22 protein-coding genes are annotated in these 24,080 nt (G+C 69.6%); 16 read left to right on the top strand and 6 right to left on the bottom strand.

Annotation, left to right across the window (positions count from 1 at the left end):
• The first annotated feature begins 59 nt into the window (after positions 1-59).
• The 11 genes from eccA3 to eccE all read left to right on the top strand — a co-directional run bounded on the left by eccA3 (position 60) and on the right by eccE (position 14,868).
• Positions 60-1,913 carry a type VII secretion system ESX-3 AAA family ATPase EccA3 gene (gene eccA3, locus W7S_RS23870; protein ID WP_008261690.1) on the top strand — a complete coding sequence of 618 codons (1,854 nt, stop codon included), beginning with the start codon at positions 60-62 and terminating at the stop codon, positions 1,911-1,913.
• A complete protein-coding gene (eccB, locus tag W7S_RS23865) occupies positions 1,910-3,529 on the top strand; it encodes a type VII secretion protein EccB (RefSeq protein WP_008261687.1) in 1,620 nt (539 codons plus the stop codon). The genes eccA3 and eccB overlap by 4 nt, the downstream gene beginning before the upstream one ends.
• A complete protein-coding gene (locus W7S_RS23860; RefSeq protein WP_008261679.1) occupies positions 3,526-7,515 on the top strand; it encodes a type VII secretion protein EccC in 3,990 nt (1,329 codons plus the stop codon). Before eccB ends, W7S_RS23860 begins: the two co-directional genes overlap by 4 nt.
• 2 nt (positions 7,516-7,517) lie before the next feature.
• Positions 7,518-7,826, top strand: a complete 309-nt coding sequence (locus W7S_RS23855) for a PE family protein (RefSeq protein WP_008261668.1) — start codon at positions 7,518-7,520, stop codon at positions 7,824-7,826.
• Between the two features lie 2 nt (positions 7,827-7,828).
• Positions 7,829-9,319, top strand: a complete 1,491-nt coding sequence (locus W7S_RS23850) for a PPE family protein (protein ID WP_036429551.1) — start codon at positions 7,829-7,831, stop codon at positions 9,317-9,319.
• A 64-nt stretch (positions 9,320-9,383) separates the two neighbouring features.
• Positions 9,384-9,677 carry a type VII secretion system protein EsxG gene (esxG, locus tag W7S_RS23845; protein ID WP_008261664.1) on the top strand — a complete coding sequence of 98 codons (294 nt, stop codon included), beginning with the start codon at positions 9,384-9,386 and terminating at the stop codon, positions 9,675-9,677.
• Between the two features lie 43 nt (positions 9,678-9,720).
• On the top strand, positions 9,721-10,011 hold the full coding sequence (locus W7S_RS23840) for a WXG100 family type VII secretion target (RefSeq protein WP_008261663.1): 291 nt from the start codon (positions 9,721-9,723) through the stop codon (positions 10,009-10,011).
• A gap of 20 nt (positions 10,012-10,031) precedes the next feature.
• A complete protein-coding gene (locus W7S_RS23835) occupies positions 10,032-10,934 on the top strand; it encodes an ESX secretion-associated protein EspG (RefSeq protein ID WP_008261661.1) in 903 nt (300 codons plus the stop codon).
• Between the two features lie 78 nt (positions 10,935-11,012).
• On the top strand, positions 11,013-12,437 hold the full coding sequence (eccD, locus tag W7S_RS23830; RefSeq protein WP_085976522.1) for a type VII secretion integral membrane protein EccD: 1,425 nt from the start codon (positions 11,013-11,015) through the stop codon (positions 12,435-12,437).
• A complete protein-coding gene (mycP, locus tag W7S_RS23825) occupies positions 12,434-13,843 on the top strand; it encodes a type VII secretion-associated serine protease mycosin (protein ID WP_008261653.1) in 1,410 nt (469 codons plus the stop codon). Before eccD ends, mycP begins: the two co-directional genes overlap by 4 nt.
• Positions 13,844-13,845: 2 nt before the next feature.
• Positions 13,846-14,868 (top strand): type VII secretion protein EccE, encoded by a 1,023-nt coding sequence (gene eccE / locus W7S_RS23820; protein ID WP_036429549.1) that lies wholly within the window; start codon positions 13,846-13,848, stop codon positions 14,866-14,868.
• Here the strand turns inward: eccE and W7S_RS23815 are convergent.
• A complete protein-coding gene (locus W7S_RS23815; RefSeq protein WP_008261648.1) occupies positions 14,858-16,045 on the bottom strand; it encodes a S9 family peptidase in 1,188 nt (395 codons plus the stop codon). The genes eccE and W7S_RS23815 overlap by 11 nt on opposite strands.
• A gap of 176 nt (positions 16,046-16,221) precedes the next feature.
• Between W7S_RS23815 and W7S_RS23810 the strand changes: the two genes are divergently transcribed.
• Positions 16,222-17,001: a trans-aconitate 2-methyltransferase gene (locus W7S_RS23810; RefSeq protein ID WP_008261646.1), complete on the top strand. Its 780-nt coding sequence runs from the start codon at positions 16,222-16,224 to the stop codon at positions 16,999-17,001.
• Between the two features lie 28 nt (positions 17,002-17,029).
• Here the strand turns inward: W7S_RS23810 and W7S_RS23805 are convergent, their stop codons facing one another.
• Complete coding sequence (locus tag W7S_RS23805; protein ID WP_008261645.1) at positions 17,030-18,436, bottom strand: sulfatase; 1,407 nt, start codon at positions 18,434-18,436, stop codon at positions 17,030-17,032.
• Between the two features lie 69 nt (positions 18,437-18,505).
• Complete coding sequence (bluB, locus tag W7S_RS23800; RefSeq protein WP_008261643.1) at positions 18,506-19,174, bottom strand: 5,6-dimethylbenzimidazole synthase; 669 nt, start codon at positions 19,172-19,174, stop codon at positions 18,506-18,508.
• 47 nt (positions 19,175-19,221) lie between these two features.
• On the opposite strand from bluB, the gene W7S_RS23795 reads away from it, so the two are divergent.
• A complete protein-coding gene (locus tag W7S_RS23795; RefSeq protein WP_008261641.1) occupies positions 19,222-19,506 on the top strand; it encodes a hypothetical protein in 285 nt (94 codons plus the stop codon).
• Here the strand turns inward: W7S_RS23795 and W7S_RS23790 are convergent.
• Positions 19,490-19,972, bottom strand: coding sequence for a hypothetical protein (locus W7S_RS23790; protein ID WP_008261638.1), 483 nt, complete (start codon positions 19,970-19,972; stop codon positions 19,490-19,492). The two genes, W7S_RS23795 and W7S_RS23790, sit on opposite strands and share 17 nt — an antisense overlap.
• Positions 19,973-20,052: 80 nt before the next feature.
• On the opposite strand from W7S_RS23790, the gene W7S_RS23785 reads away from it, so the two are divergent.
• On the top strand, positions 20,053-20,697 hold the full coding sequence (locus W7S_RS23785) for a phosphatase PAP2 family protein (protein ID WP_036429544.1): 645 nt from the start codon (positions 20,053-20,055) through the stop codon (positions 20,695-20,697).
• Positions 20,698-20,795: 98 nt separating this feature from the next.
• Complete coding sequence (locus W7S_RS23780; RefSeq protein WP_008261633.1) at positions 20,796-21,455, top strand: L,D-transpeptidase; 660 nt, start codon at positions 20,796-20,798, stop codon at positions 21,453-21,455.
• Between the two features lie 4 nt (positions 21,456-21,459).
• Here the strand turns inward: W7S_RS23780 and W7S_RS23775 are convergent, their stop codons facing one another.
• Both W7S_RS23775 and W7S_RS23770 read right to left on the bottom strand, forming a co-directional pair.
• A complete protein-coding gene (locus W7S_RS23775) occupies positions 21,460-21,936 on the bottom strand; it encodes a nuclear transport factor 2 family protein (protein ID WP_170320616.1) in 477 nt (158 codons plus the stop codon).
• 105 nt (positions 21,937-22,041) lie between these two features.
• The gene (locus W7S_RS23770; protein ID WP_008261631.1) at positions 22,042-22,674 is read right to left on the bottom strand and encodes a TetR/AcrR family transcriptional regulator; all 633 of its coding nucleotides are present in this window, start codon (positions 22,672-22,674) and stop codon (positions 22,042-22,044) included.
• 38 nt (positions 22,675-22,712) lie between these two features.
• Between W7S_RS23770 and W7S_RS23765 the strand changes: the two genes are divergently transcribed.
• The gene (locus tag W7S_RS23765) at positions 22,713-23,942 is read left to right on the top strand and encodes a hypothetical protein (RefSeq protein WP_008261630.1); all 1,230 of its coding nucleotides are present in this window, start codon (positions 22,713-22,715) and stop codon (positions 23,940-23,942) included.
• Positions 23,943-24,080 lie beyond the last annotated feature (138 nt).

Below are 24,080 nucleotides of genomic sequence, written 5' to 3'. Positions count from 1 at the left end.
CAATGCTAACTTCAGGCGGGTCAGGTTAGGGGAGACTACATACATGAAAAGACGCGGCCGTGGAACACGGTGACACCGGCATGCTCACAGTTCAGCCGGCCAATTCGCGCGTGGACACGCGCGTTGACGGCGACGTCGTCAGCCGGTTCGCCACCTGCTGCCGCGCGCTGGGCATCGTCGTCTACCAACGCCAGCGGCCGGCCGACCTGGCCGCCGCGCGTTCGGGTTTCGCCGCGCTGACCCGCATCGCCCACGATCAATGCGACGCGTGGACGGGGCTGGCGGCTGCCGGAGACACGTCCCTGCGGGTGCTCGAGGCGGTGTCGCGCACCGCGGCCTCCGCGGGCGTGCTGCAGCGCCAGGTCGACCTGGCACCCAACTCGCTGGGCTTCCGCTACGACACCGGACTGTATCTACAGTTCCGCGCGACCACTCCCGACGACTTCCACCTTGCCTACGCGGCCGCGCTCGCGACGGCGGGACGGTTTGCTGACGCCGACGCGATCGTCGCGGGCCTGACGACCGAGCGACCGAACTGGCGTGAGGCCCGCTGGGTGTCCGTCGTCATCAACTACCGCGCCGAGCGCTGGTCGGACGTCGTCAAACTGCTGACCCCGATCGTCAACGACACGGACCTGGACGAGGCGTTCTCGCACGCGGCCAAGATCGCGCTCGGCACCGCGCTGGCCCGGCTGGGCATGTTCGCCCCGGCGCTGTCCTATCTGGAGGAGCCCGAGGGGCCGGTCGCGGTGGCGGCCGTCGACGGCGCGCTGGCCAAAGCGCTGGTGCTGCGCGCCCACGTCGACGAGGACGCGGCGAGCGAAGTGCTGCAGGACCTGTACGCGGCCCACCCCGAGAACGAACAGGTCGAACAGGCCCTGACCGACACCAGTTTTGGCATCGTGACCACCACGGCGGCGCGCATCGAAGCCCGCACCGATCCGTGGGATCCCGAAACCGAGCCCAGCGCCGAGGATTTCGTCGACCCCGCCGCCCACGAACGCAAGGCCGTGCTGCTGCACGAGGCCGAACGCCAGCTCGCCGAGTTCATCGGCCTCGAAGAGGTCAAGAACCAGGTGTCGCGGCTGAAGAGCTCGGTCGCCATGGAGCTGGTCCGCAAGCAGCGTGGGCTCGCGGTCGCGCAGCGCGCCCACCACCTGGTCTTCGCCGGCCCGCCCGGAACCGGTAAGACCACCATCGCCCGCGTGGTCGCCAAGATCTATTGCGGCCTGGGGCTTTTGAAGCGGGAGAACATCCGCGAGGTGCACCGCGCCGATCTCATCGGCCAGCACATCGGCGAGACCGAGGCCAAGACCAACGCGATCATCGACAGCGCGCTCGACGGCGTGCTGTTCCTCGACGAGGCCTACGCGCTGGTCGCCACCGGCGCCAAGAACGACTTTGGGCTGGTGGCCATCGACACGCTGCTGGCGCGGATGGAGAACGACCGCGACCGCCTGGTGGTCATCATCGCGGGGTACCGGGCCGACCTGGACAAGTTCCTGGACACCAACGAGGGCTTGCGTTCCCGATTCACCCGCAACATCGACTTCCCTTCCTACGCACCGTCGGAACTGGTCGAGATCGCGAACAAGATGGCCGAGCAGCGCGACAGCATTTTCGAAAAGGCCGCGCTCGACCACATGGAGGAGTTGTTCACGAAGTTGGCGACCGAGTCGACACCCGACGCCAACGGGATTTCGCGACGCAACCTGGACATCGCCGGTAACGGTCGATTCGTGCGAAACATCGTCGAACGCTCCGAAGAAGAACGAGAGTTCCGGCTCGACCATTCGGAACACGCCGGAACCGGCGAATTCAGTGACGAGGAGCTGATGACGATCACCGACGACGACGTCGCAAGGTCGGTTGAGCCGCTGCTGCGCGGCCTCGGGCTGTCGGTGCCGGCATGACGTCCAATCAGCAACCCGACGAACGCCGTTCGTTCTCGTCTCGGACCCCGGTCAACGACAATCCCGACCAGGTCGAGTACCGCCGCGGCTTCGTCACCCGGCACCAGGTGAGCGGCTGGCGTTTCGTGATGCGCCGGATCGCCTCCGGTATCGCGTTGCACGACACCAGGATGCTCGTCGACCCGCTGCGCACGCAGTCGCGCGCGGTGGCGATGGGCGCCGTCCTGCTGGTCACCGGTTTGGCCGGCTGCTTCGTGTTCTCGCTGATCCGTCCGAACGGGACGGCGGGCACCAACGCCGTGCTCGCCGACCGGTCCACCGCCGCGCTGTATGTCCGTGTCGGTGAGGATCTGCATCCGGTGCTCAACCTGACCTCGGCCCGACTGATCACGGGTCGGCCGGTGGACCCGACCATGGTGAAAAGCAGTGAGCTGGACCGGTTTCCGCGCGGCAACCTGATCGGCATCCCCGGTGCGCCGGAACGGATGGTGCAAAACCCCTCGACCGATGCGAACTGGACGGTGTGCGACGCGGTCAGCGAGCCCGGGGGGCACGCCGCACACAGCACCGGTGTCACGGTGATCGCCGGCCGGCCGGACAGCAGCGGCGCCCGCGCCGCCACGCTCCCGCCGCGGCAGGCGATGCTCGCCGACCGTGACGGCACCACGTGGCTGTTGTGGGACGGCAAGCGCAGTCAGATCAACCTCACCGACCAAGCGATCACGAACGCACTTGGCTTGGGGCAGGGCAACTCCGAGATCCCCGCGCCCCGCCCGATCGCCCTGGGCCTGTTCAACGCGATTCCCGAAGCCCCGCCGCTGACCGCGCCCGGCATCCCGAACGCCGGTGCGCCGGCGCCCTTTACCGTGCCGGCACCGATCGGTGGGGTCGTGGTGTCCTACACCCTGGACCAGAGCTCCTCCGGGGCGCCGCGCTACTACGCGGTGTTGCCGGACGGCCTGCAGCAGATCTCGCCGGTGCTCGCCGCGATCCTGCGGAACACGAATTCCTATGGGCTGGACCAACCGCCGCGGCTGGGCGCCGACGCGGTGGCCAAGCTGCCGGTGTCGCGGATGCTGGACACCGCGCGGTACCCCGACCAGCAGGTCGGGGTGGTGGATGCGGCCAAATCGCCCGTCATGTGCGCCTATTGGAGCAAGCCCGCCAAGGCCGCCAGCAGCTCGGTGAACCTGCTGACGGGCTCGGCCCTGCCGGTCGCCGAATCGATACGCACCGTCGACCTGGTGGGCGGCGGCTCGCCGGCCACCGCCGCCCGCGTCGCCCTGGCGCCGGGCACCGGCTACTTCACCCAGACCGTCGGCGGCGGGCCGAACTCGCCGGGCGCCGGGTCGCTGTTCTGGGTCTCTGACACCGGTGTCCGCTACGGCATCGACAACGAGGCCGAGCACTCGGCCGCCGGGCAGAACAAAACCGTTGAGGCCCTTGGCCTTACCGGGTCGCCGGTCCCGATCCCGTGGTCGGTGCTGTCGCTGTTCGCGAGCGGCCCGACATTATCGCGCGCCGACGCGCTGCTGGCACACGACGGGCTGACGCCCGACCAGAAGCCCGGCCGCGTCACTGCCGCTGCTAGGGAAGCCGAGGGAGCCCCCCGATGAGCCGACTGATCTTCGAAGCGCGCCGCCGGCTGGCGCCGCCGGTGACCCGCAAGGGCACCATCGCCATCGAGGCCCCGCCCGAGCTGCCGCGGGTGATCCCGCCGTCGTTCCTGCGCCGCGCGATGCCGTACGTGCTGGTGATCCTGATCGTCGGCATGATCGTCGCGCTGTTCGCGACCGGAATGCGGTTGATCTCCCCGCAGACGCTGTTCTTCCCGTTCGTGCTGCTGCTCGCCGCGACGGCGATGTACCGCGGCAACGACAACAAGACGCGCACCGAGGAGGTCGACGCCGAACGCGCCGACTACCTGCGCTACCTGTCGGTGGTCCGGGACAACATCCGCACCCAGGCCGCCGCGCAGAGCGCCGCCGCGCAGTGGTCCCACCCGGAGCCCGCGGCGCTGGCCGCCGTGCCCGGATCGCGCCGTCAGTGGGAGCGCGACCCGCACGATCCCGACTTCCTGGTGCTGCGGGCCGGACGCCACCACGTGCCCCTGGCGACCGCGCTGCGGGTCAACGACACCGCGGACGAAATCGACCTGGAACCGGTGTCGCACAGCGCATTACGCAGCCTGCTCGACACCCACCGCACGGTGCGTGACGTGCCGACCGGGATCGACCTGGCCAAGGTCTCGCGAATCACCGTGCTGGGCTCCGAGGACGAGGCGCGCTCGGCGATGCGGGCCTGGGTGGCCCAGGCGGTCACCTGGCACGACCCGACCGTGCTCGGGGTCGCGCTGGTCACCCCCGACCTCGAGAGCCCGGACTGGTCGTGGCTGAAGTGGTTGCCGCACATTGACATTCCCGGTGAGCTCGACGGCGTCGGGCCGGCCCGCTTGATGGCCACCAACGTCGACGAACTGGTCGCCAAGCTGGGGTCCGCGCTAGTCGACCGCCCGGCGTTCACCGGCGAACCCGCCGACGCGCTGCGGCACCTGCTGATTATCGTCGACGACCCGGACTACGACCTGAACGCCTCGACGCTGGCGATGGGCCGCGCGGGCGTCACCGTCGTGCACCGCGGCGCCACCGCCCCGCACCGCGAACAGTATTCGGACCCCGAGAAGCCGATCCTGCGCATCACCGCGGCGGACGGCGCGGGCGCCCGGACCCACTCCATCGAGCGTTGGCAGACCGGCGGCTGGCAGCCGTACATCGACGACGCCGACCAACTGGGCGCCGACGAGGCCGCCCACCTGGCGCGCCAGCTGTCGCGCTGGGACTCCAACCCGACCCACACGGGGTTGCGTTCGGCGGCCACCCGGGGCGCCACGTTCACCACGATGCTGGGCATCCCGGACGCGTCGCAACTGGATGTGCCGACGCTGTGGGCGCCGCGGCGTCGCGAGGACGAGCTGCGCGTTCCGATCGGGGTCACCGCGACCGGTGAGCCGCTGATGTTCGACCTCAAGGACGAGGCCGAGGGCGGGATGGGCCCGCACGGTCTGATGATCGGTATGACGGGATCGGGTAAGTCCCAGACCCTGATGTCGATCCTGTTGTCGCTGTTGACGACTCATTCCGCGGACCGGTTGATCGTCATCTACGCCGACTTCAAGGGTGAGGCGGGGGCCGACAGCTTCCGCCACTTCCCGCAGGTTGTCGCGGTGATCTCCAACATGGCCGAAAAGAAGTCGCTGGCCGACCGATTCGCCGACACGCTGCGCGGCGAGGTGGCCCGCCGGGAGACGCTGCTGCGCGAGGCCGGCCGCCGGGTGCAGGGCAGCGCGTTCAACTCGGTGGTCGAGTACGAGAACGCCATCGCCGCCGGGCACGACCTGGCGCCGATCCCGACGCTGTTCGTGGTGGCCGACGAGTTCACGTTGATGCTGGCCGACCACCCGGAGTACGCGGAGCTGTTCGATTACGTTGCCCGCAAAGGCCGTTCGTTCCGCATCCACATCCTGTTCGCGTCGCAGACGCTGGATGTCGGCAAGATCAAGGACATCGACAAGAACACCTCCTACCGCATCGGGTTGAAGGTGGCCAGTCCCAGCGTGTCCCGCCAGATCATCGGGGTGGAGGACGCCTACCACATCGAATCCGGCAAGGAGCACAAGGGCGTGGGCTTCTTGGTGCCCGCGCCGGGCGCGACCCCGATCAAGTTCCGCAGCACCTATGTCGACGGCATCTACGATCCGCCGCAGAAGGCCAAATCGCTTGTGGTGCCGTCTATCCCGGAGCCCAAGGTGTTCACGGCCGGGCGGGTCGAGCCCGATCAGGACACCGTGATCACCAGCCCCGACGAGGTCGAACTGACCGGGCCGCCGCGCAAGCTCATCGCCACCATCGGCGACCAGCTGGCCGGGTACGGGCCGCGCGCGCCGCAGTTGTGGCTGCCGCCGCTGGACGAGCCGATCCCGGTGAGCGCGATGCTGGCCCGGGCCGGTGTGCCGCCGCGGCAGTGGCAGTGGCCGCTGGGTGAGATCGACAAGCCGTTCGAGATGCGCCGCGACCCGCTGATCTTCGATGCCGCGTCGTCGGCCGGGAACATGGTCATCCACGGTGGCCCCAAGTCGGGGAAGTCGACTGCGCTGCAGACGTTCATGTTGTCGGCGGCCAGCCTGCACTCGCCGCGCGAGGTCACGTTCTACTGCCTGGACTACGGCGGCGGAAAGCTCCGTGCGATGGAGGGCCTGGCGCACGTCGGCAGCGTCGCCTCGGCGCTGGAGCCCGAACGGATCCGTCGCACCTTCGGCGAGCTCGAGCAGCTGCTGTTGTCGCGGCAGCGCCGGGAGGCGTTCCGGGACTCCCGCGGTGGGGTCCCCGACGACGGGTTCGGCGAGGTGTTCCTGCTCATCGACAACCTCTACGCGTTCGGCCGTGACAACACCGACCAGTTCAACACGCGAAACCCGTTGCTGGCCAAGGTCACCGAGTTGGTCAACATCGGGCTGGCGTACGGCATCCACGTCGTGGTCACCACGCCCAGCTGGCTGGAGGTGCCGCTGTCGATGCGGGACGGCCTGGGGTTGAGGCTCGAGCTCAAGCTGCACGATCCGCGGGACAGCAACGTGCGGGTGGTGGGCGCCCTGCGCCGGCCCGCCGAAGCGGTGCCGCACGACCAGCCGGGTCGCGGATTGACCATGGCCGCAGAGCATTTCCTGTTCGCCACCCCGGAGCTGGACCAGATCGCCGCGATCAACGACCGTTACCCGGGCATGGCGGCGCCCCCGGTGCGGCTGCTGCCCACCAACCTCGCCCCGGATGCCGTCGGGTCGCTGTACCGCGGGCCCGAGCAGGTGGTCATCGGCCAGCGCGAGGAGGACCTCGCGCCGGTGGTGGTCGACTTCGCCGACAACCCGCTGCTGATGGTGTTCGGTGACAGCAAGTCGGGGAAGACGACGCTGCTGCGCCACCTCATCCGCACGGTCCGCGAACACTCCACGCCGGACCAGGTCGCCTTCACGGTGCTGGATCGACGGCTGCACCTCGTCGACGAACCGTTGTTCGCCGACAACGAGTACACGGCCAACATCGACCGCATCATCCCGGCGATGCTGGGGCTGGCCAACCTGATCGAGTCGCGCCGGCCGCCGGCCGGCCTGTCGCCGGCCGAGCTGTCGCGCTGGACGTTCGCGGGCCAGACGCACTACCTGATCATCGACGACGTCGACCAGATTCCGGATTCGCCGGCGATGAGCGGCCCCTACGTCGGGCAGCGCCCGTGGTCTCCGCTGATCGGGTTGCTGTCGCAGGCAGCCGATTTGGGGATCCGGGTGATCGTCACCGCGCGGGCCACCGGTTCGGGACACGCGTTGATGACCAACCCGCTGCTGCGCCGCTTCAACGACCTGCAGGCCACCACGTTGATGCTGGCGGGCAATCCGCAAGACAGCGGCAAGATCCGCGGCCAACGATTCGGCCGCTTGCCGGCCGGGCGGGCGATCCTGTTGGGCGACAGCGATGGTCCGACGTACGTGCAGTTGATCAACCCCTTGATCGGGGAATCCGTAATGGCAAGTGAAGCGCAACGGGAGGAGTAGAGATGACGCTGCGAGTGGTTCCCGAAGGACTGGCCGCCACCAGCGCCGCGGTGGAGGCGCTGACGGCACGGCTGGCCGCCGCACACGCGGCGGCGGCCCCGGCGATCACGGCGGTGGTCCCGCCGGCGGTCGATCCGGTGTCGCTGCAGACGGCCATGGGATTCAGCGCTCAGGGCCAGGAGCACTCGGCCATGGCGGCCCAGGGCGTCGAGGAGCTGGGCCGCGCCGGTCTCGGCGTCGGGGAAGCCGGCGCAAGCTATCTCGCGGGTGACACCGCGGCCGCTGCGACGTTCGGGATCGCGGGCGCCTGACGATGACTGCCCCCCTCGCCCCCATCTGGATGGCGTCGCCACCAGAGGTGCATTCGGCGTTGCTGAGCGCCGGTCCGGGACCGGGGCCGCTGTTGGCGGCCGCCGGTGCGTGGACCTCGCTCAGCGCCCAATACGCCACGGCGGCCGGGGAACTCAGTGCGCTGCTGGGGGAGGCGCAGGCGGGCGCGTGGGAAGGGCCGAGCGCCGAGCAGTATGTGGCGGCCCACCTGCCGTACCTGGCCTGGCTGCAGCAGGCCAGCGCCGACAGCGCGGGCGCCGCGGCGCAACAAGAGGTCGCGGCGACGGCGTACACGGCGGCGTTGGCGGCGATGCCGACACTGGGGGAGCTCGCCACCAACCACGCCGTGCACGCGGTGTTGGTGGGGACGAATTTCTTTGGCATCAACACCATTCCGATCGCGGTCAACGAAGCCGACTACGCGCGGATGTGGGTTCAGGCGGCCACCACCATGGGCACCTACCAGGCCGTCTCGGGTTCGGCGCTGGCCGCGGCGCCCCGCACCATGGCCGCGCCGACCATCGTCAATCCCGGGAGCGAGACCAACAACCTCACGTCCAACGCCGCACAGAACACCGGGGACTGGTGGCAGAACTTCATCCAGCAGTTGTCGAAGTTCCTGCAGGACTTCTTCCAGAACATCCAGCAGATGCTGCAGGACTTCTTCTCGAACCTGCCGGCGTTCCTGGCGGCCAACGGACCGCTGCTGTTCTTCATCGCCTACCAGGTGTTCTTCAACGCCGTCGGCTGGCCGACCTGGGGCGCGATCCTGACCGCACCGTTCCTGATTCCGCTGCTGCTGGGGATCGGCCTCAGCTCCCTGCTCACCACGCCGGCCGAGGCCGCGCCGGAGGCGGCGGCCCCGGCCGCGGTGGCCCCCGTGCTGGCGTCGAACAAGCCGTCCATGCTGCCGGCGGTCGCCATGGCGCCGACGGTGGCGACTCCCGCCGCCGCCCCAGCCACCACAGTCGCGGCCGGCACCGGCGCGCCGGCGGCCCCGGCGCCGGCGGCGGCGGCCGGAAACTTGGCCTACGTGGTCGCCTACGGCGCTGACCCGGACACCGGCGTCGGTCCCACCCTGACCGGGCGCGGCGGGGCCAAGGCGCCCGCGGCGACGATCCCGGCGGCCGGCGCGGCGGCACCGGCCCGCGCCGAGGCGCGGGCTCGGCGCAGGCGGCGAGCCGCGCTGCACGACCACGCCGACGAATTCGCGGACATGGAATCCGATTTCGGTGTGCCCCCGGACTACGGCGACGAGGAAGAGCTGGCTGCCGCGGTGGCTTCGGCCCAGGGGGCCGGACCGCTCGGGTTCGCCGGAACCAAGCAGAGGCAGAAGGCGTTTCAGGCGGCGGGATTGACCAAGCTGGCCGACGACGACTTCGGCGGCGGCCCACGGATGCCGATGGTGCCCGGCACGTGGGAGCAGGACGCCGTCAACGGTAGGGGCCCAGCCGAACCGGGGAAGGGGGGATAAGGCAGTCAGCCACATCCAGGTGAACTACTCCAAACCCCAACGGACGCAATAGAAAGGAATCACCATGAGTATGTTGGACGCTCATATCCCGCAGTTGGTTGCCTCGCAGTCGGCGTTCAGCGCCAAGGCCGCGTTGCTGCGCAGCACGATCAGCCAGGCCGAGCAGGAAGCGATGTCGGCGCAGGCCTTCCACCAGGGCGAGTCCTCGGCGGCGTTCCAGGCCGCGCACGCGCGGTTCGTGGAGGTCGCCGCACGGGTCAACACGCTGCTGGATATCGCCCAGGCCAACCTCGGCGACGCCGCCGGCACCTACGTGGCCGCGGACGCGGCGGCCGCCTCCGGTTACACCGCGTTCTGATCCAGCCACCCTTAGACGCCACCAAACCGCGAAAGGACTTCTGATGTCGCAGATCATGTACAACTACCCGGCGATGTTGAGCCACGCCGCCGACATGTCGGGCTACGCCGGCACGATGCAGGGGCTCGGCGCCGACATCTCCGCCGAACAGGCCACGCTGTCCAACGCCTGGCAGGGTGACACCGGTATGACCTACCAGGTGTGGCAGGCCCAGTGGAACCAGGCCATGGAAAGCCTGGTGCGCGCGTACCAGTCGATGGCCAGCACCCACGAGGCCAACACCATGTCGATGCTGGCCCGCGACCAGGCCGAAGCCGCCAAGTGGGGCGGCTAGTTCGTGGCTGAACGAGCCTGATGGAACCAGCTCCCAACGCCGTCGAGCTGACGGTCGACCACGCGTGGTTCATCGCGGAAACGATTGGGGCGGGAAGCTTCCCGTGGGTATTGGCAATCACCTGCCCCTATCGTGATGCCGCGGAACGCAACGCGTTCCTCGACCGTCAGAAGGCGGAGCTCACCCAGATGGGCCTGGTATCGGAAGGCGGGCTCATCAACCCCGCGGTTGCCGAGTGGATCAAAGTGGTGTGTTTTCCCGAGCGGTGGCTCGACCTGCGCTACGTCGGCCCCGCCAAGGACGCCGGTGCGGCCGGCGGCGCCGGCGAGCTACTGCGCGGCATCGTCGCGCAGCGCGCCGGGGCCGGCGGCCGGCCGTCGAGGACGGTGGTCGCGTTGCGCAGCGCGCAGCTGATCACGTTCACCGCCATGGACATCGACGATCCACGCGCCCTGGTTCCGGTCCTGTGCGTCGGGCTCGCCCAGCGGCAACCGGCTCGGTTCGACGAGTTCAGCATGCCGACCCGGGTGGGCGCCCGCGCCGACGAGCGGCTGCGTTCCGGTGCGCCACTCGCCGAAGTCCTTGACTATCTGGGTATCCCGCAATCTGCGCGTCCTGTGGTGGAGTCGGTGTTCAACGGGTCGCGAAGCTACGTCGAGATCGTCGCCGGCTGCCACCGCGACGGCCGACACTCCACCACCGAGGTGGGGATGAGCATTGTCGACGCAAGCGAGGGCCGGGTCCTGGTCAGCCCGTCCCGCGCGTTCGACGGCGAGTGGGTTTCGACCTTCGCGCCCGGCACCCCGTTCGCGATCGCCGTCGCGATCGAACAATTGACCGCCCAATTGCCCGACGCCGGATGGTTCGCCGAACACCGGCTAGCACGAGACTTTTCGAATTCAACACTGTCCGTCCAACACTGAAAGAAATAGAGAAGAGAGCACGATGTTCCAGGAACGGCCGCAACATTCTTCGAGGGTCCGGTGACGTCCGGAACCGTCATGCCGATCGTCCGCGTGGCAATTCTCGCGGACAGCAGGTTGACGGAAATGGCCCTGCCCGCCGAGCTGCCGCTGCGCGAAATCCTGCCCGCGGTCCAGCGTTTGGTGGTCCCGGCCACCGCGAACGGCGACGCGGAGGATGCCTCCGGCTCGCGCGGCGCCGCCGAGGTCGGTGGCGCGACCCAACTGAGCCTGGCGCCCATCGGTGGCGCGCCGTTCAGTCTGGATGCGAGCCTGGACACGGTCGGCGTCGTCGACGGTGACCTGCTCGCGCTGCAGCCGGTGCCGGCCGGCCCGGCCGCACCCGGAATCGTCGAGGACATCGCCGACGCCGCGATGATTTTCTCCACCTCTCGGCTCAAGCCTTGGGGCACAACGCATATCCAGCGTGGCGCGCTGGCCGCGGCGATCGCCGTGGCCTTCCTGGCGACCGGCCTGTCGGTCACCTACCGCGTCGCCACCGGCGCGCTGTCCGGGCTGGTTGCGGTCAGCGCGGTGGCGGCGCTGACCGCCATCGTCGGCCTGCTCGTCACGGCGCGCTCGGCGCGCACCGGCACGGCGCTGTCGATCGCCGCGCTGGTGCCCATCGCCGCCGCGCTGGTGCTGGCGGTGCCGGGCAGGTTCGGCCCGGCGCAGGTGATGCTGGCCGCGGCCGGTGTCGCCGCGTGGTCGCTGATCGCCTTGATGGTGCCCAGCGCCGAACGGGAACGCATCGCCGGATTCTTCACCGCGACCGCGGTGCTGGGCGCCGCGGTGCTGCTGGCCGCCGGAGCCGAATTGCTGTGGCACGTCAAGCTGGTCGCCATCGGCTGCGGGCTGATCGTGGCCGCGCTGCTGGTCACCATCGAGGCGGCGCAAATGTCCGCGCTGTGGGCCCGTTTCCCGCTGCCGGTCATCCCGGCGCCCGGGGATCCCACGCCGTCGGCGCCCTCGCTGCAGGTGCTCGAGGACCTGCCCCGCCGGGTCCGGATCAGCGACGCCCACCAGAGCGGATTCATCGCCGCCGCGGTGTTGCTCAGCGTCCTGGGCTCGGTCGCGATCGCGCTGCGCCCGGAGACGCTGAGCGGCGCGGGTTGGTACGTCGTCGGGGCGACCGCCGCGGCATCGGTGCTGCGCGCCCGGGTGTGGGATTCGGCCGCCTGCAAGGCATGGCTGCTCGCCCAGCCCTTCCTGACCGCCGGCGTGCTGCTGGTGATCTACACGGCGACGGGACGCTACGGCGCCGCCCTCGGTGCGGCCGTGGTGCTCCTGGCGCTCGTGGCGGTGTGGATCGTGCTGGCGTTGAACCCGGGAATCGCTGAGCCGGAGAGCTATTCGCTTCCGGTGCGCCGGCTGGTGGGCTTCGCCGCGGCGGGACTCGACGCCTCGCTGATCCCCGTCATGGCGTTCGTGGTCGGGTTGTTCAGCCTGGTGCTCAATCGATGATTCGATCGGCATCAGCCTGCTTCGCGGCGGTGTTGGCCCTGTTGCCGGCCACCGCGACGTGGACGAGTCCGCCGGCTTTCGCGATCAGCCCGCCGACGGTCGATCCCGGCGTCCCCCCACCGAGCGGGGCGCCGGGGCCGGTGCAGCCGATGGAGCAGCGCGGACCGTGCGTGACGTCCGGGGTCATCCCGGGCAGCGATCCGGGCGCCCCCACGCCCAGCCAGTCGGCGCTGAATCTGCCTGCGGCATGGCAGTTCTCGCGTGGCGACGGTCAGCTGGTCGCCGTCCTCGACACCGGGGTGCGGCCGGGCCCGCGGCTGCCCAATGTCGAGCCGGGCGGCGACTTCGTCGAGGCCACCGACGGCCTGACCGACTGCGACGGACACGGCACGCTGGTCGCCGGGATCATCGCCGGCCAGCCGTCGCCGGACGACGGGTTCTCGGGCGTGGCCCCCGCGGCGCGGGTGGTGTCGATCAGGACGTCGTCGGCCAGGTTCTCCCCCCGCACGCCGGGCGGCGACCCGCTGATGGCGCGGGTGTCGACCGAGGTCACGACCCTCGCCCGGGCCATCGTGCACGCGGCCGACCTCGGCGCCCGGGTGATCGACGTCGGCTCGGCCACCTGCCTGCCCGTCGACCGCCCCGTCGACCAGGCCGCCCTCGGTGCCGCCGTGCGCTACGCGGCGGTGGACAAGGACGCGGTGATCGTGGCCGCCGCGGGCAACAGCGGACCGACCGGATCGTTCGCCGGTGGGACGTCGTGCGAATCCAATCCGCTCACCGACCTGAGCCGTCCGAACGATCCGCGCAACTGGGCCGGCGTCACCTCCGTGTCCATCCCGTCGTTGTGGCAGCCCTACGTGCTTTCGGTGGCGTCGCTGACCCCGGAGGGCCAGCCGTCGAAATTCACCGTGGCGGGCCCGTGGGTGGGTGTCGCGGCGCCGGGCGAGCGCATCGTGTCGGTGGGCAACGATGACGGCGCGGGCCTGGCGAACGGCCTGCCCGACGACCATCAGCAACTGGTCGCCCTCAAGGGCACCAGCTACGCGGCCGGTTACGTCGCCGGCGTCGCCGCGCTGGTGCGCAGCAAGTATCCCGACCTGTCCGCCACCGCGGTGACGCATCGCATCACCGCGACCGCGCACAACGGCGCCCGCGACCCGTCCAACGTGGTCGGCGCCGGCAGCGTGGACCCGGTGGCCGCGCTGACGTGGCAATTACCCGCCGGCGCCCAGCCGAGCGGGGCGGCGGCCAAGCAGGTCGCTCTGCCTCCGGCGCCGGCGCCGGAGAACACCACACCGCGGACCGTCGCGGTGGTCGGCACCGCCGTGCTGGCCGTGCTGGTCGCCGTGGCCGGCGCGGTCACCACGATCGCCGCACGCCGTCGAAAGGACCCCACCCCGTGAAAATGTCGATACCTACCCCCGGGAGCGGGCGAATCACGTTGGCGCTCTTGGCCATTGTGCCCGCGGTTATGGCCTACCCGTGGCGATCGCCACGAGACTACTGGCTGCTCGGCATCGCGGCGGCCGTCGTGATCGTGCTGTTCGGCTGGTGGGGTGGCCTGTATTTCACCACCTTGGTGCGCCGCCGCCTGGCGATCATCGGGCGCGCCAACGCGTTCACCCCGCAGCCCCCCGCCACGGCGACCACCGCCCTGGTCCGGGTGGGCGCACCGGAGGACGACTCCGACGTGCTGCCGCTGCCGCTGATCGCCGGCTACCTGGACCGCTACGGCATCCGGGCGGACAAGATCCGGATCACCAGCCGGGACAACGCCTCCGACGCGTCGCGGCGCGAGACCTGGATCGGGCTCACCGTGTCGGCGCCGGAAAACCTGGCCGCGCTGCGGGCCCGCTCGCCGCGGATCCCGCTGCAGGAGACCGCTCAGGTCGCGGCGCGGCGCCTGGCCGACCACCTCCGCGAGATCGGATGGGAAGCGACCGCCGTCGCACCCGACGACGTTCCCCGGCTGTTGACGTCCAACCCCCGCGAGCGATGGCGCGGCGTGCAGCGCGGCGCATCGGATTACATTGCGGCATACCAGATCCGGGTGGACGAGGCCTTGCCGGAGACGCTGGACGCCATCCGGTCGCATTCCGCCCGCGAGACCTGCACCGCGCTGGAGATCGCCGGCGACAAGGCCCACCCGACCGTCGCGGTGGCGTGCGCGTTCCAGACCGACACCCCGCCGGAGCGCACGGCGCCGCTGGACGGGCTGACCCCGCAGCGCGGGAACCACCTGCCCGCGCTGACGGCGCTGGACCTGTTGTCGACGGCGCGGCTGGACGGACACACGACCGCGCCCGCGGGCCTGCTCGCCCAGCTGCACTGGCCCACCCTGGTCGGCGGGGCCCATCGGGCGTCGTCGGCCGGCGGCCCGGAAACCAGCTCGGCGACCACCGAGACCCTCGAGGCCGCTAGAACATGACCGCCTGCAGGAACGCGGTCATCCGGCGCAGGTAGTCCAACTGGCTCACGTGCATCACGTGGCTGCCCGGAAACCAGTGCAGCGCACAGTGATCCCAGTGCTGCCATAGCTTGACGGCGTGGTCCGGCGGCGCCATCCGGTCGCCGAGGCCGGTGATGATCATCCGGCGGTCCCGGCCGACCAGCGGCGGGTAACTGAGCGGGCAGTGGTACGCCATGCCGGCGCTCAACGCCTCGTGGCTGATATCGGAGAGGCGCAGGCCCATCCGCACCAGCTTGTTGGCCGGGAACCATTCGTCGAACAGCGTCGCGGGAGTGACGACCGGGCAGTTGGGGATGACGGCCTCGAGCCGATCGTCGGCGGAGGCCACCAGCGCCGAGGTGTAGCCACCCAGCGAGATGCCGGTGAGCGCGATCCGGTCGACACCGGTGTGGCGCAGGTAGTCGATGACGGAACGAAAGTCGTGCACGGCCTGGGCCATCGCCTCGGCGAAACCGGACAGGCCGCCGGCGAAATAGCCGAAACCGCTGAAGGGCGAGAACTTTTCGGCCCGCTTGCCGTGAAAGGGCAGCGTGTACATCAACACGTCGTAGCCCGCCCGGTAGTACCAGGGCAGCGAGAAGAACCGCCCGTTGGCCAGATACCACGACCCCATGAAGCCGTGGATGACGCACAGCGTGGGCCGCGGCCCGTCGTCGTGGCGCCAGTGCTGCGCGCGCACCATGTTGTTGGATCCCCACGCGCTCCAGCGCGCGCGCATCGCGGGGTTGATCGCGGTGAAGCTGCTGGGGAACGCGATGTTGTCGACCGTGCCGCGCGCGACCCACTCCGCCAGCGGGCTGGCGCGACGCGAGGTCACCCGCGGCAACTCGGTGGGCGCCGGAAAGGACCGCGCGGGATCTCCCGCCGCCCCCAGCTCGGCGTAGAAGTCGAGGTTGCTCCGCTCGGTCGAGGCATCGGATTGCCGCAGGGCGCCCGCGACCACGAACGGTGTCACCGTGGTGGTGAGCAGCGAGGCCACCCAGGTGCGCAGGGCCAGATCTCCGAGGGCCGATGCCTCGACTACCATTCGCTGACGGGGCGACAACGCCGAGTGGGGGGGTAATCCGCCGGCGCCGGCCGGCACATCGGCGCCGGGAACGTCTGGAACGGGGACCGGCGGGTCGATCGGATCCATGTCGGGCGCCACGAACGCCGATGGTAGCCGGACGGGCTCGCGCTTCCAGGATGTTCGACCGGTTTCGGTCGCTACGGTCTTATCCCGGGACCACGGCGGTGATGCCGGTGCACCATAGGGGTAATACGGTTTGCTATCAGCCGGCTAGCGACGGCGCGTTGATCAGGAGGACCGACATGTGGGACCCGGACGTCTACCTGGCCTTTGCCGATCACCGCGGCCGGCCCTTCTACGATCTGCTGTCGCGGGTGGGCGCCGAGCGGGCGCGCCGCGTCGTCGATCTCGGTTGCGGGCCCGGACACCTGACGACATACCTGGGCCGGCGCTGGCCGGACGCGGTGATCGAGGCGATGGACAGCTCCCCGGAGATGGTGGCCGCCGCCAAGGAGCGCGGCATCGACGCCGTCACCGGCGACCTGCGCGACTGGAAGCCCCAGCCCGACACCGACGTGGTGGTCAGCAACGCGGCCCTGCACTGGGTGCCCGAGCATGCCGACCTGTTGCTGCGGTGGGCGGGCGAGCTGGCGCCCGGATCGTGGATCGGGGTGCAGATGCCGGGCAACTTCGAATCCCCGTCCTACGCGGCGGTGCGGGCGCTGGCCCGCCGTGAGCCGTACGCGAAGTTGTTGCGCGACATACCGTTTCGCGTCGGCGCGGTGGTCCAGCCGCCCGCGCACTATGCCAACCTGCTGCTGGACGCGGGATGCCGGGTCGACGTCTGGGAGACCACGTATCTGCATCAGCTGACCGGCGAGCATCCGGTGCTGGAGTGGATCACCGGCACGGCGCTGGTCCCGGTGCGCGAGCGGCTCGACGACGACGCCTGGCAGCAGTTCCGCGAGGAGTTGATTCCGCTGCTGTCCGACGCCTATCCGGCGCGCTCCGACGGTTCGACGATCTTCCCGTTCCGGCGGGTGTTCGTCGTCGCCGTGGTGGGCGGCGCGGGCCGCGCGTAGCGGGCCGCCACCATCGGGCCAGCCGCGACTATCGCTGCGCGGGCTTGCCTTCTTCGATGCCCCGGTCGGCGGCGATGGCCGACCGCGGGGTCGGCTTGGCGCCGTGATGGATCTGCAGGTACGTCTCGGTGTACCGCGCGGCGATGCGGGTGCCGGCGAACTCCGAGGGGATGACGTCGCCGGTGCGCTGCCGCCAATCATGCAGCAGGACAGCGAGATCGGCCGCGACGTCCTCGACGTCGGAGGCGTCGGTGCCGTCGTCGGCCAGCAGGTTGGTGGTTTCGGTGGGATCGGCGCGCAGATCGTAGAGCTCCCGCTCGGGCCGCGGCGCCGTGACGAGCGGGGCCACGGCCACCCCCGACGGGCTTTCCTCGATGTCCCAGGGCAGATCCAGCAGCGGCCGCGACGCGTAATTCTCGATGTAGCTGTAGTCCTTGGTGCGGACCGCGCGAATCGGATCGAATGAGTCGTGATAGGTCTTCATCGTGTACACCTCGTCGCGCACCGGCGTGGTGGGCGGGTCCGGCTCCAGCAGGATGCCCGCGTGCGAGACACCGTCGACATCGGCGGGGGCGTCGATTCCCAACAGCCCCAACAGCGTTGGCACCAGGTCGACGGCGCTGAACAGCTCGTCGTAGACGCGTGGCGTCACACCCCGGTCGGTGGGTGGCCGGATGATCATGCCGATGCCGGTTCCCGCGTCGTACAGCGTGGATTTCGCGCGGGGGAACGCCGGGCCGTGGTCGGTGAAGAACACCACCCAGGTGGTGGCGTCTAATCCCGTGTCCGCCAGCGTGTCCAGCAACCGTCCGACGGCGGCGTCGGCCGCGCTGATCGCCCCGTAGAAGGCGGCCAGGTCGCCACGCACCTCGGGGGTGTCGGGCAGGTAGTCGGGCAGCTCGACGTCGGCGCCCTCCGCCGGGGTGTATCGGTCCTCGGGGTAGGGGCGGTGCGTCTCGAAAAACCCGGCGGTCAACAAAAAGGGTTGTCCCACCAGGCCATCGGCGCTTTGCCGCAACCATTCGTCGGCCTTGTCTGCAACGTAGTCGCAGTAGGAGTTCGATACGTCGAACTCGTCGAAACCGAGCCGCCTAGGGTAGGACGTCTCGTGCTGCATGCCGAAAAGCGCCGAATACCAACCCGATTCGGACAGGATTTGGGGGAGTGTGCGGATTCCGCTGCGGTATTCCCAGCCGTGGTGCGCCAGGCCGATGAGGCCGTTGGATTGCGGATAGCGCCCGGTGAACAGCGACCCGCGCGACGGCGAGCACAGCGGCGCGGTGGCGTGTGCCCGGGTGAACAGGATGCCCTCGGCCGCAAGGCGGTCCATTCGGGGGCTCGACACGTCCGGGTGCCCGTAGACGCCGAGGTAGCGGCCCAGGTCGTGCCAGTGCACGATCAGCACGTTGTCCTTGCCCGGCGTCAATTGCGTCACCTCTCACCTCGCCCCGCGACCGGCGACGATACCGCAACGTGCTGCGGCGATCCCCGCCGCGTCGGCTCGTCAGGCGGACGGGAGGCGCCCCCACCGGTTCTCGCAGACGAACTCCGACAGCGGCCGCGCCACGGCCCAGCCGTCCAGTTCGAGGGCCGGGCGATCGGGGAATTCGGGCACCGGCCCCAGGCACAGGATGGCCACCGGCTCCGCCCCGTCCGGCATGTCGAGCAGCGAGGCCAGCCGTTGCGGATCGAAGAGCGACACCCAGCCCATGCCGAGCCCTTCGGATCGCGCTGCCAGCCACAGGTTCTGGATGGCGCACGACACCGACGCGAGGTCCATCTGCGGCAGGGTGCGCCGCCCGAACACGTGCCTGTCGCGGTCGTCGCCCAGTGCCACCACCAACAGTTCGGCGCAATCGAGGATGCCCTCCACCTTGAGCGCCAGGAATTCGTCGCCCCGCTCGCCCAGCGCGGCGGCCGTGCGCGGGCGTTCCTCGTCGACGAGTGCGTGGATGCGGCGCCGCAGCGCAGCGTCGGTGATCCGGATGAAGCGCCACGGCTGCATCAGCCCGACGCTGGGCGCGGCGTGCGCGGCCTGCAGCAGGCGCGCCAGCAGCTCCTCGTCCACCACGGCGCCGGGAACGAACCGGCGCATGTCACGGCGTTCGGAGATGACGCGATAGACGGCGCGCCGCTCCTGCGGGCTGAATGCCTGATCGGTCACGTCAGCCATCGTAGGAAATCCGCATTAGCGTGGACGTGTCCCGAAGGGAGTGTCCCGTGAAGCCTTCCGATGTCCTCGAGCAACTGGCCGCCGATCCCGCCGCCGGCCGCGGCTATGGCGAGCCCTACCAGACCCCCGACGGCACCACGGTCATCGTGGTCGCCAAACCGCTGGGGGTCTTCGCCATCCGCAACGGCCGGGCCACCTGGACGCCGGCCGTGGACGCGAATCGCATCGCCCTGATCGGGGTGATCACCGGCCTGCTGGCCGGGGTGATCGGCAGCCTGGCGGTGCTGCGGCAGCCGCCGTGGCCGCGGATCACGATCAGGGACTATAGGTAACGCCGACCGCGCGGAACACGTATTCCGGCGGCATGTCGAACGCCAGCGACCGCCGCGGCAGGGTGTCGAGCACCTCGGCCGGGATGGCGACCTTGTAGTGCAGCGACAACTCGCCGCTGAATTTTGCGTCGACGGCGGAGACATCGAGGTCGACCTGCAGGCCCGTCGACGAGATCTCCACGTTCGCGGCGCCGGTCTGCGGCGCGTCCCAGCGCACGCTGACCGTCGGGCCGGCCAGCCGGGGCAGCATCGACAGCGTTGCCAGCACCCGCTCCGAGGTGAAGGCCAGCGACCCCGTGTAGCTGGCGACGCCGTGCGGCAACCGCACCCCGGGGATGGTGCCGCTGAAACGCCGGGTCACCGCGACGTAATCGGCAAGGTAGATAAGGCCTTCCGATTCGACCTGGGCGTGCAGCTCGTCGGGCAGCTTGCCGATGCCGAACAACCTGCGGACAAAGACGGCCATACCGCCAGTATGACCGCGCGGCGCGACTCCGTGGGGCGGGCGCACGGCCGCCGCCGCGGCCGTGCTGGTATCGGTGGGTGATGACCCGCCCGAGGACGCCGTTGGCCGCCGGGATCGCCGCGCTGGCCGCGGCCGTGTACGCGCTCATGTGGGTGGGCTACCGCCAGCACTGGGCGTGGCTGTACCGCGTGGACTGGTCCCTGCTGGACGGGGCGCGGGCGCTGGCGATCAAGCACCCGTCGTGGCTGCGGTTCGCCGAATCGGTGTCGTTCGTGCTGGGACCGGGCGTGCTGGCCGTGCTGGGGATCTCCGTGACGGTGCTCGCCCTGGTGATGCGCCAACTGCGGGCCGCGCTGGTGCTGGTGCTGGCGTGCGCGCCGTGCAACGAGTTCGCGACGGCGGCGGCCAAGGCGCTGGCCGACCGCCCGCGGCCGCCGACCATGCTGGTCCCGGCGTCCGCTACCTCGTTTCCGTCCGGTCATGCGCTCGAGGCGACCGCCGGGCTGCTCGCGATGCTGTCGTTTGCGCTGCCGATGATGAACGTGGGGGCGCGGCGCGCCGCGGTCGCCGCGGTGGCGGTGGCGCTGCCGGCGGTCGGCCTCTCCCGGGTGGCGCTGAACGTGCATTACCCGTCGGATGTGCTGGCCGGCTGGTCGCTGGGATACCTGTATTTCCTGGTGTGCCTCTGGGGTTTTCGTCCCTCCGCCCCCGACCCCCCGAGCTAAAGCCCTGCGGCGGTGGGCATTTGGTCACGACGCGGTGACCTAACCGGGGCTAAAGCTTTACTTGACCGCGAGGATGCGCGGGTCTGACGATGGAGTGCATGCACCGACTGCTCACGTCACTGTGCGCTGCGGCGTGCGTGATTTTCGCCTCGGTGGTGCTCGCGCCGATCGGCGCGGCTGCCGGCGCTCCCTGGTTCGCGAACGCGGTCGGCAATGCGACACAGGTGGTTTCGGTGGTGAGCACCGGCGGCTCGAACGCGACCATGGAGGTCTTCCAGCGCACCGGCACCGGCTGGCAGTCGCTGCGTTCCGGCATTCCCACCCACGTCGGTTCGGCGGGGATGGCGCCGCAGGCCAAGAGCGGCGTCCCGGCCACCCCGATGGGCGTCTACACCCTGGACTCCGCCTTCGGCACCGCGCCGAATCCCGGCACCGGGCTGCCCTACACCCAGATCACCGGGGGAAACTACTGGTGGAGCGGCGACGACCACAGCGCCACCTTCAACTCGATGCAGGTGTGCCAGAAGGCCCAGTGCCCGTTCAACACGGCCGAGAGCGAGAACCTGCAGATCTCGCAGTACAAGCACGCGGTCGTGATGGGCGTCAACAAGAACAAGACCCCGGGCGGGGGCGCCGCGTTCTTCTTCCACACCACCGACGGCAAGCCCACCGAGGGGTGCGTGGCCGTCGACGACGCTCAGCTGGTGTCGATCATGAAGTGGCTGCGGCCCGGCGCCGTCATCGCCATCACGAAGTAGCGCCTCAGTCGGTGGCGATGGCCCGACCGGGTTTGAGCGTGAAGTTCGTGCCCTCCAAAGACATTGTGGCGTCATAGGTTCGGTCGTAACCGGTGCCGCTGATCTTCCACCCGGCCTCGGTGCGGCGGTAGGTGTCGCGGTAGAAGGCCGCCCCGATCAACATGAAGTTCAGGTCGGACACCATGACCCGGTCCTGCAGATACCAACTGCCCGTTGCGGTGTCGCCGGTGACGGTGATGTCCGGATGGGTCACCCGGTGCTCGGTGATGACGTTCGCGGGCAGCGACGTTCGCATGTACTGCACCAACTCGGCGCGGTTGGTGAAGTGCAGCTCGTTGCCGATCGACGGCCCGTAATCGGCCTTGATGTCCTCGGCCAGGGTGTCAGCGAAGTCATCCCAATGCTTGGTGTCCAGCGCGCGCAGATACCGGTATTTGACTTGCTTGATCGCTTCGATATCGGCGAGATCGTCGAGGGTCATCAGGTCATTGCAGCACACGCTGGTGAGCAGCCCAAGTTCGCATCGAAGAGCCGGTCGCCGAGACGTAAACCACGGCCACATTGCGCGGCGTGTCGTGTGCGTAGTTTAAGTGTCGCGGTCGGCAAGGTAGGCGGTGACCATGTCGATGAGGGCACGCCGTTCCAGGCTCCAATCGATGGCCGTGCCCGTGACCATCTGCGCCAGCACCACACCGCGCAACGTGGCCCAAATGACCTCGGCCACACCGGCATGCGCGGGTTCGGTGGTGATCAACCGCCCCAGTTGGCCGATCGCGGCGTTCATGTCGAGCAGGTGACGCCGCGACGACGGGTCGCCGCCGCCGCGGGTCTCGCGCAGGATTTCGAAGGCGGCCATCGACGTCGGGCTGCTGTAGCAGCCCCACGCGGTGTCGACGACGACCTCGATGCGTTCCCGCAGCGGCAGCTCGCTGACGTCGGCCGACGACAGGCTGTCCACCAAGCGGGCCACGCCGTCGTCCACGACCGCCATCAGCAGGCCGTTGCGGTCCCCGAAGTGATACTGGATTACCCCCCAGGTCACGCCGGCGCGTTCGGCCACGTGCTTGGCGGTGGCGGCGGAAAACCCCTCCTCCACGATGCAGCGGACCGTCTCGTCGATGATCTTCGCCCGGGTGTCATCGCCGCGCTTGCGGGGCGCGGTGGTACGCCGGGTGGGCCCGACGGGGCGACCGGGCGGCTGGCCGGCAACGATGGACATTGTTGACTTTATAACATAGCCGAGTCTATTTTTGGGGCGTGAGCAGCCCCTCGCGATACGCGCAACTGTCCCGCGACGAACTCGTCGTCCTGGTTCCCGAACTGCTGCTGATCGGACAGCTGATCGACCGGTCGGGGATGGCCTGGTGCATCTCCTCGTTCGGCCGCGACGAGATGGTCCAGATCGCCATCGAGGAATGGGCGGGCGCCAGCCCGATCTACACCCGGCGCATGCAGAAAGCGCTGAACTACGAGGGCGACGACGTGCCCACGATTTTCAAGGGCCTGCAGCTCGATATCGGTGCGCCACCGCAATTCATGGATTTCCGCTACACCGTCCACGACCGTTGGCACGGCGAATTCCAGCTGGACCACTGCGGCGCCCTGCTCGACGTGGAGCCGATGGGCGAACAGTACGTCTTCGGGATGTGCCACACCATCGAGGACCCGACCTTTGACGCCACCGCGATCGCGACCAACCCGCGCGCGCAGGTGCGCCCCATCCACCGCCCGCCGCGAACGCCGGCGGACCGGCATCCGCACTGCGCGTGGACCGTCATCATCGACGAGTCCTACCCCGAGGCGCAGGCCATCCCGGCCCTGGAGGTCGTCAGCCAAACCCGCGCCGCGACATGGGAACTCGACCCCATCGATCGCTCGGACGAGGGGCAGGCGGACTACTCGGGCCCGTTGCTGTCCGACTTCGACTTCGCCGCCTTCTCGCATTCGGCGCTGGTCCGGATGGCCGACGAGGTGTGCCTGCAGATGCACCTGCTGTATCTGTCGTTCGCGATCGCGGTGGCCGCGCGTGCCGCCGGCGACGACGAATCCCTCGGCGTGTGCACCCGCGGCCTGATCGGCATCGCGGGCGTGGCCGCCGAACGCATTCACCGCGCGCTGAAGCTTCCGGGCGGGGCCGAAGGCGTCCTGCGGGTGCTCGAGCTGCACCCGCTGCTGAACCCCGCGGGCTACGTTGTCGCCGAGACGGAGTCGAACCGGCTGCACGTCCGCCCGTCGCCGGCGCACGACGACCGTGCCTGGATCTCGTTGTGCTCCCCGGAATCCGTGCAGCCGCTGCAGGCGATCGCCACCGCGGTGGATCCGCGCATCGAGGTTCGACTTAGCGGAACCGCCACCGACTGGACCGCCGAACTGGTTGAAACCGACTCGCCCACCGAGGAACTGCCAGAGGTTTCGGTGGTCCGGGTCAGCGGCGGATCGACCTTCCAGTTCGAGCCCAGGCGTTCGCTGCCGCTGACGGTGTTGTAACGAAAAGCTACTTGTCAAGGGGTTTTCGGTACCGCTTCGGTGACGCAAGTGCATCGAGCGGATACCAATGACATTGCGAAGCATCGGCTTTGGGCGTGTCCGAGGCTATGGTTAACGCTGGCCACCGACCCCTATAGA

Origin of the sequence: Mycobacterium sp. MOTT36Y (assembly GCF_000262165.1) — a bacterium.
Lineage (GTDB): Bacteria > Actinomycetota > Actinomycetes > Mycobacteriales > Mycobacteriaceae > Mycobacterium > Mycobacterium intracellulare.
This window is presented reverse-complemented; position numbering and strand designations above follow the sequence as displayed.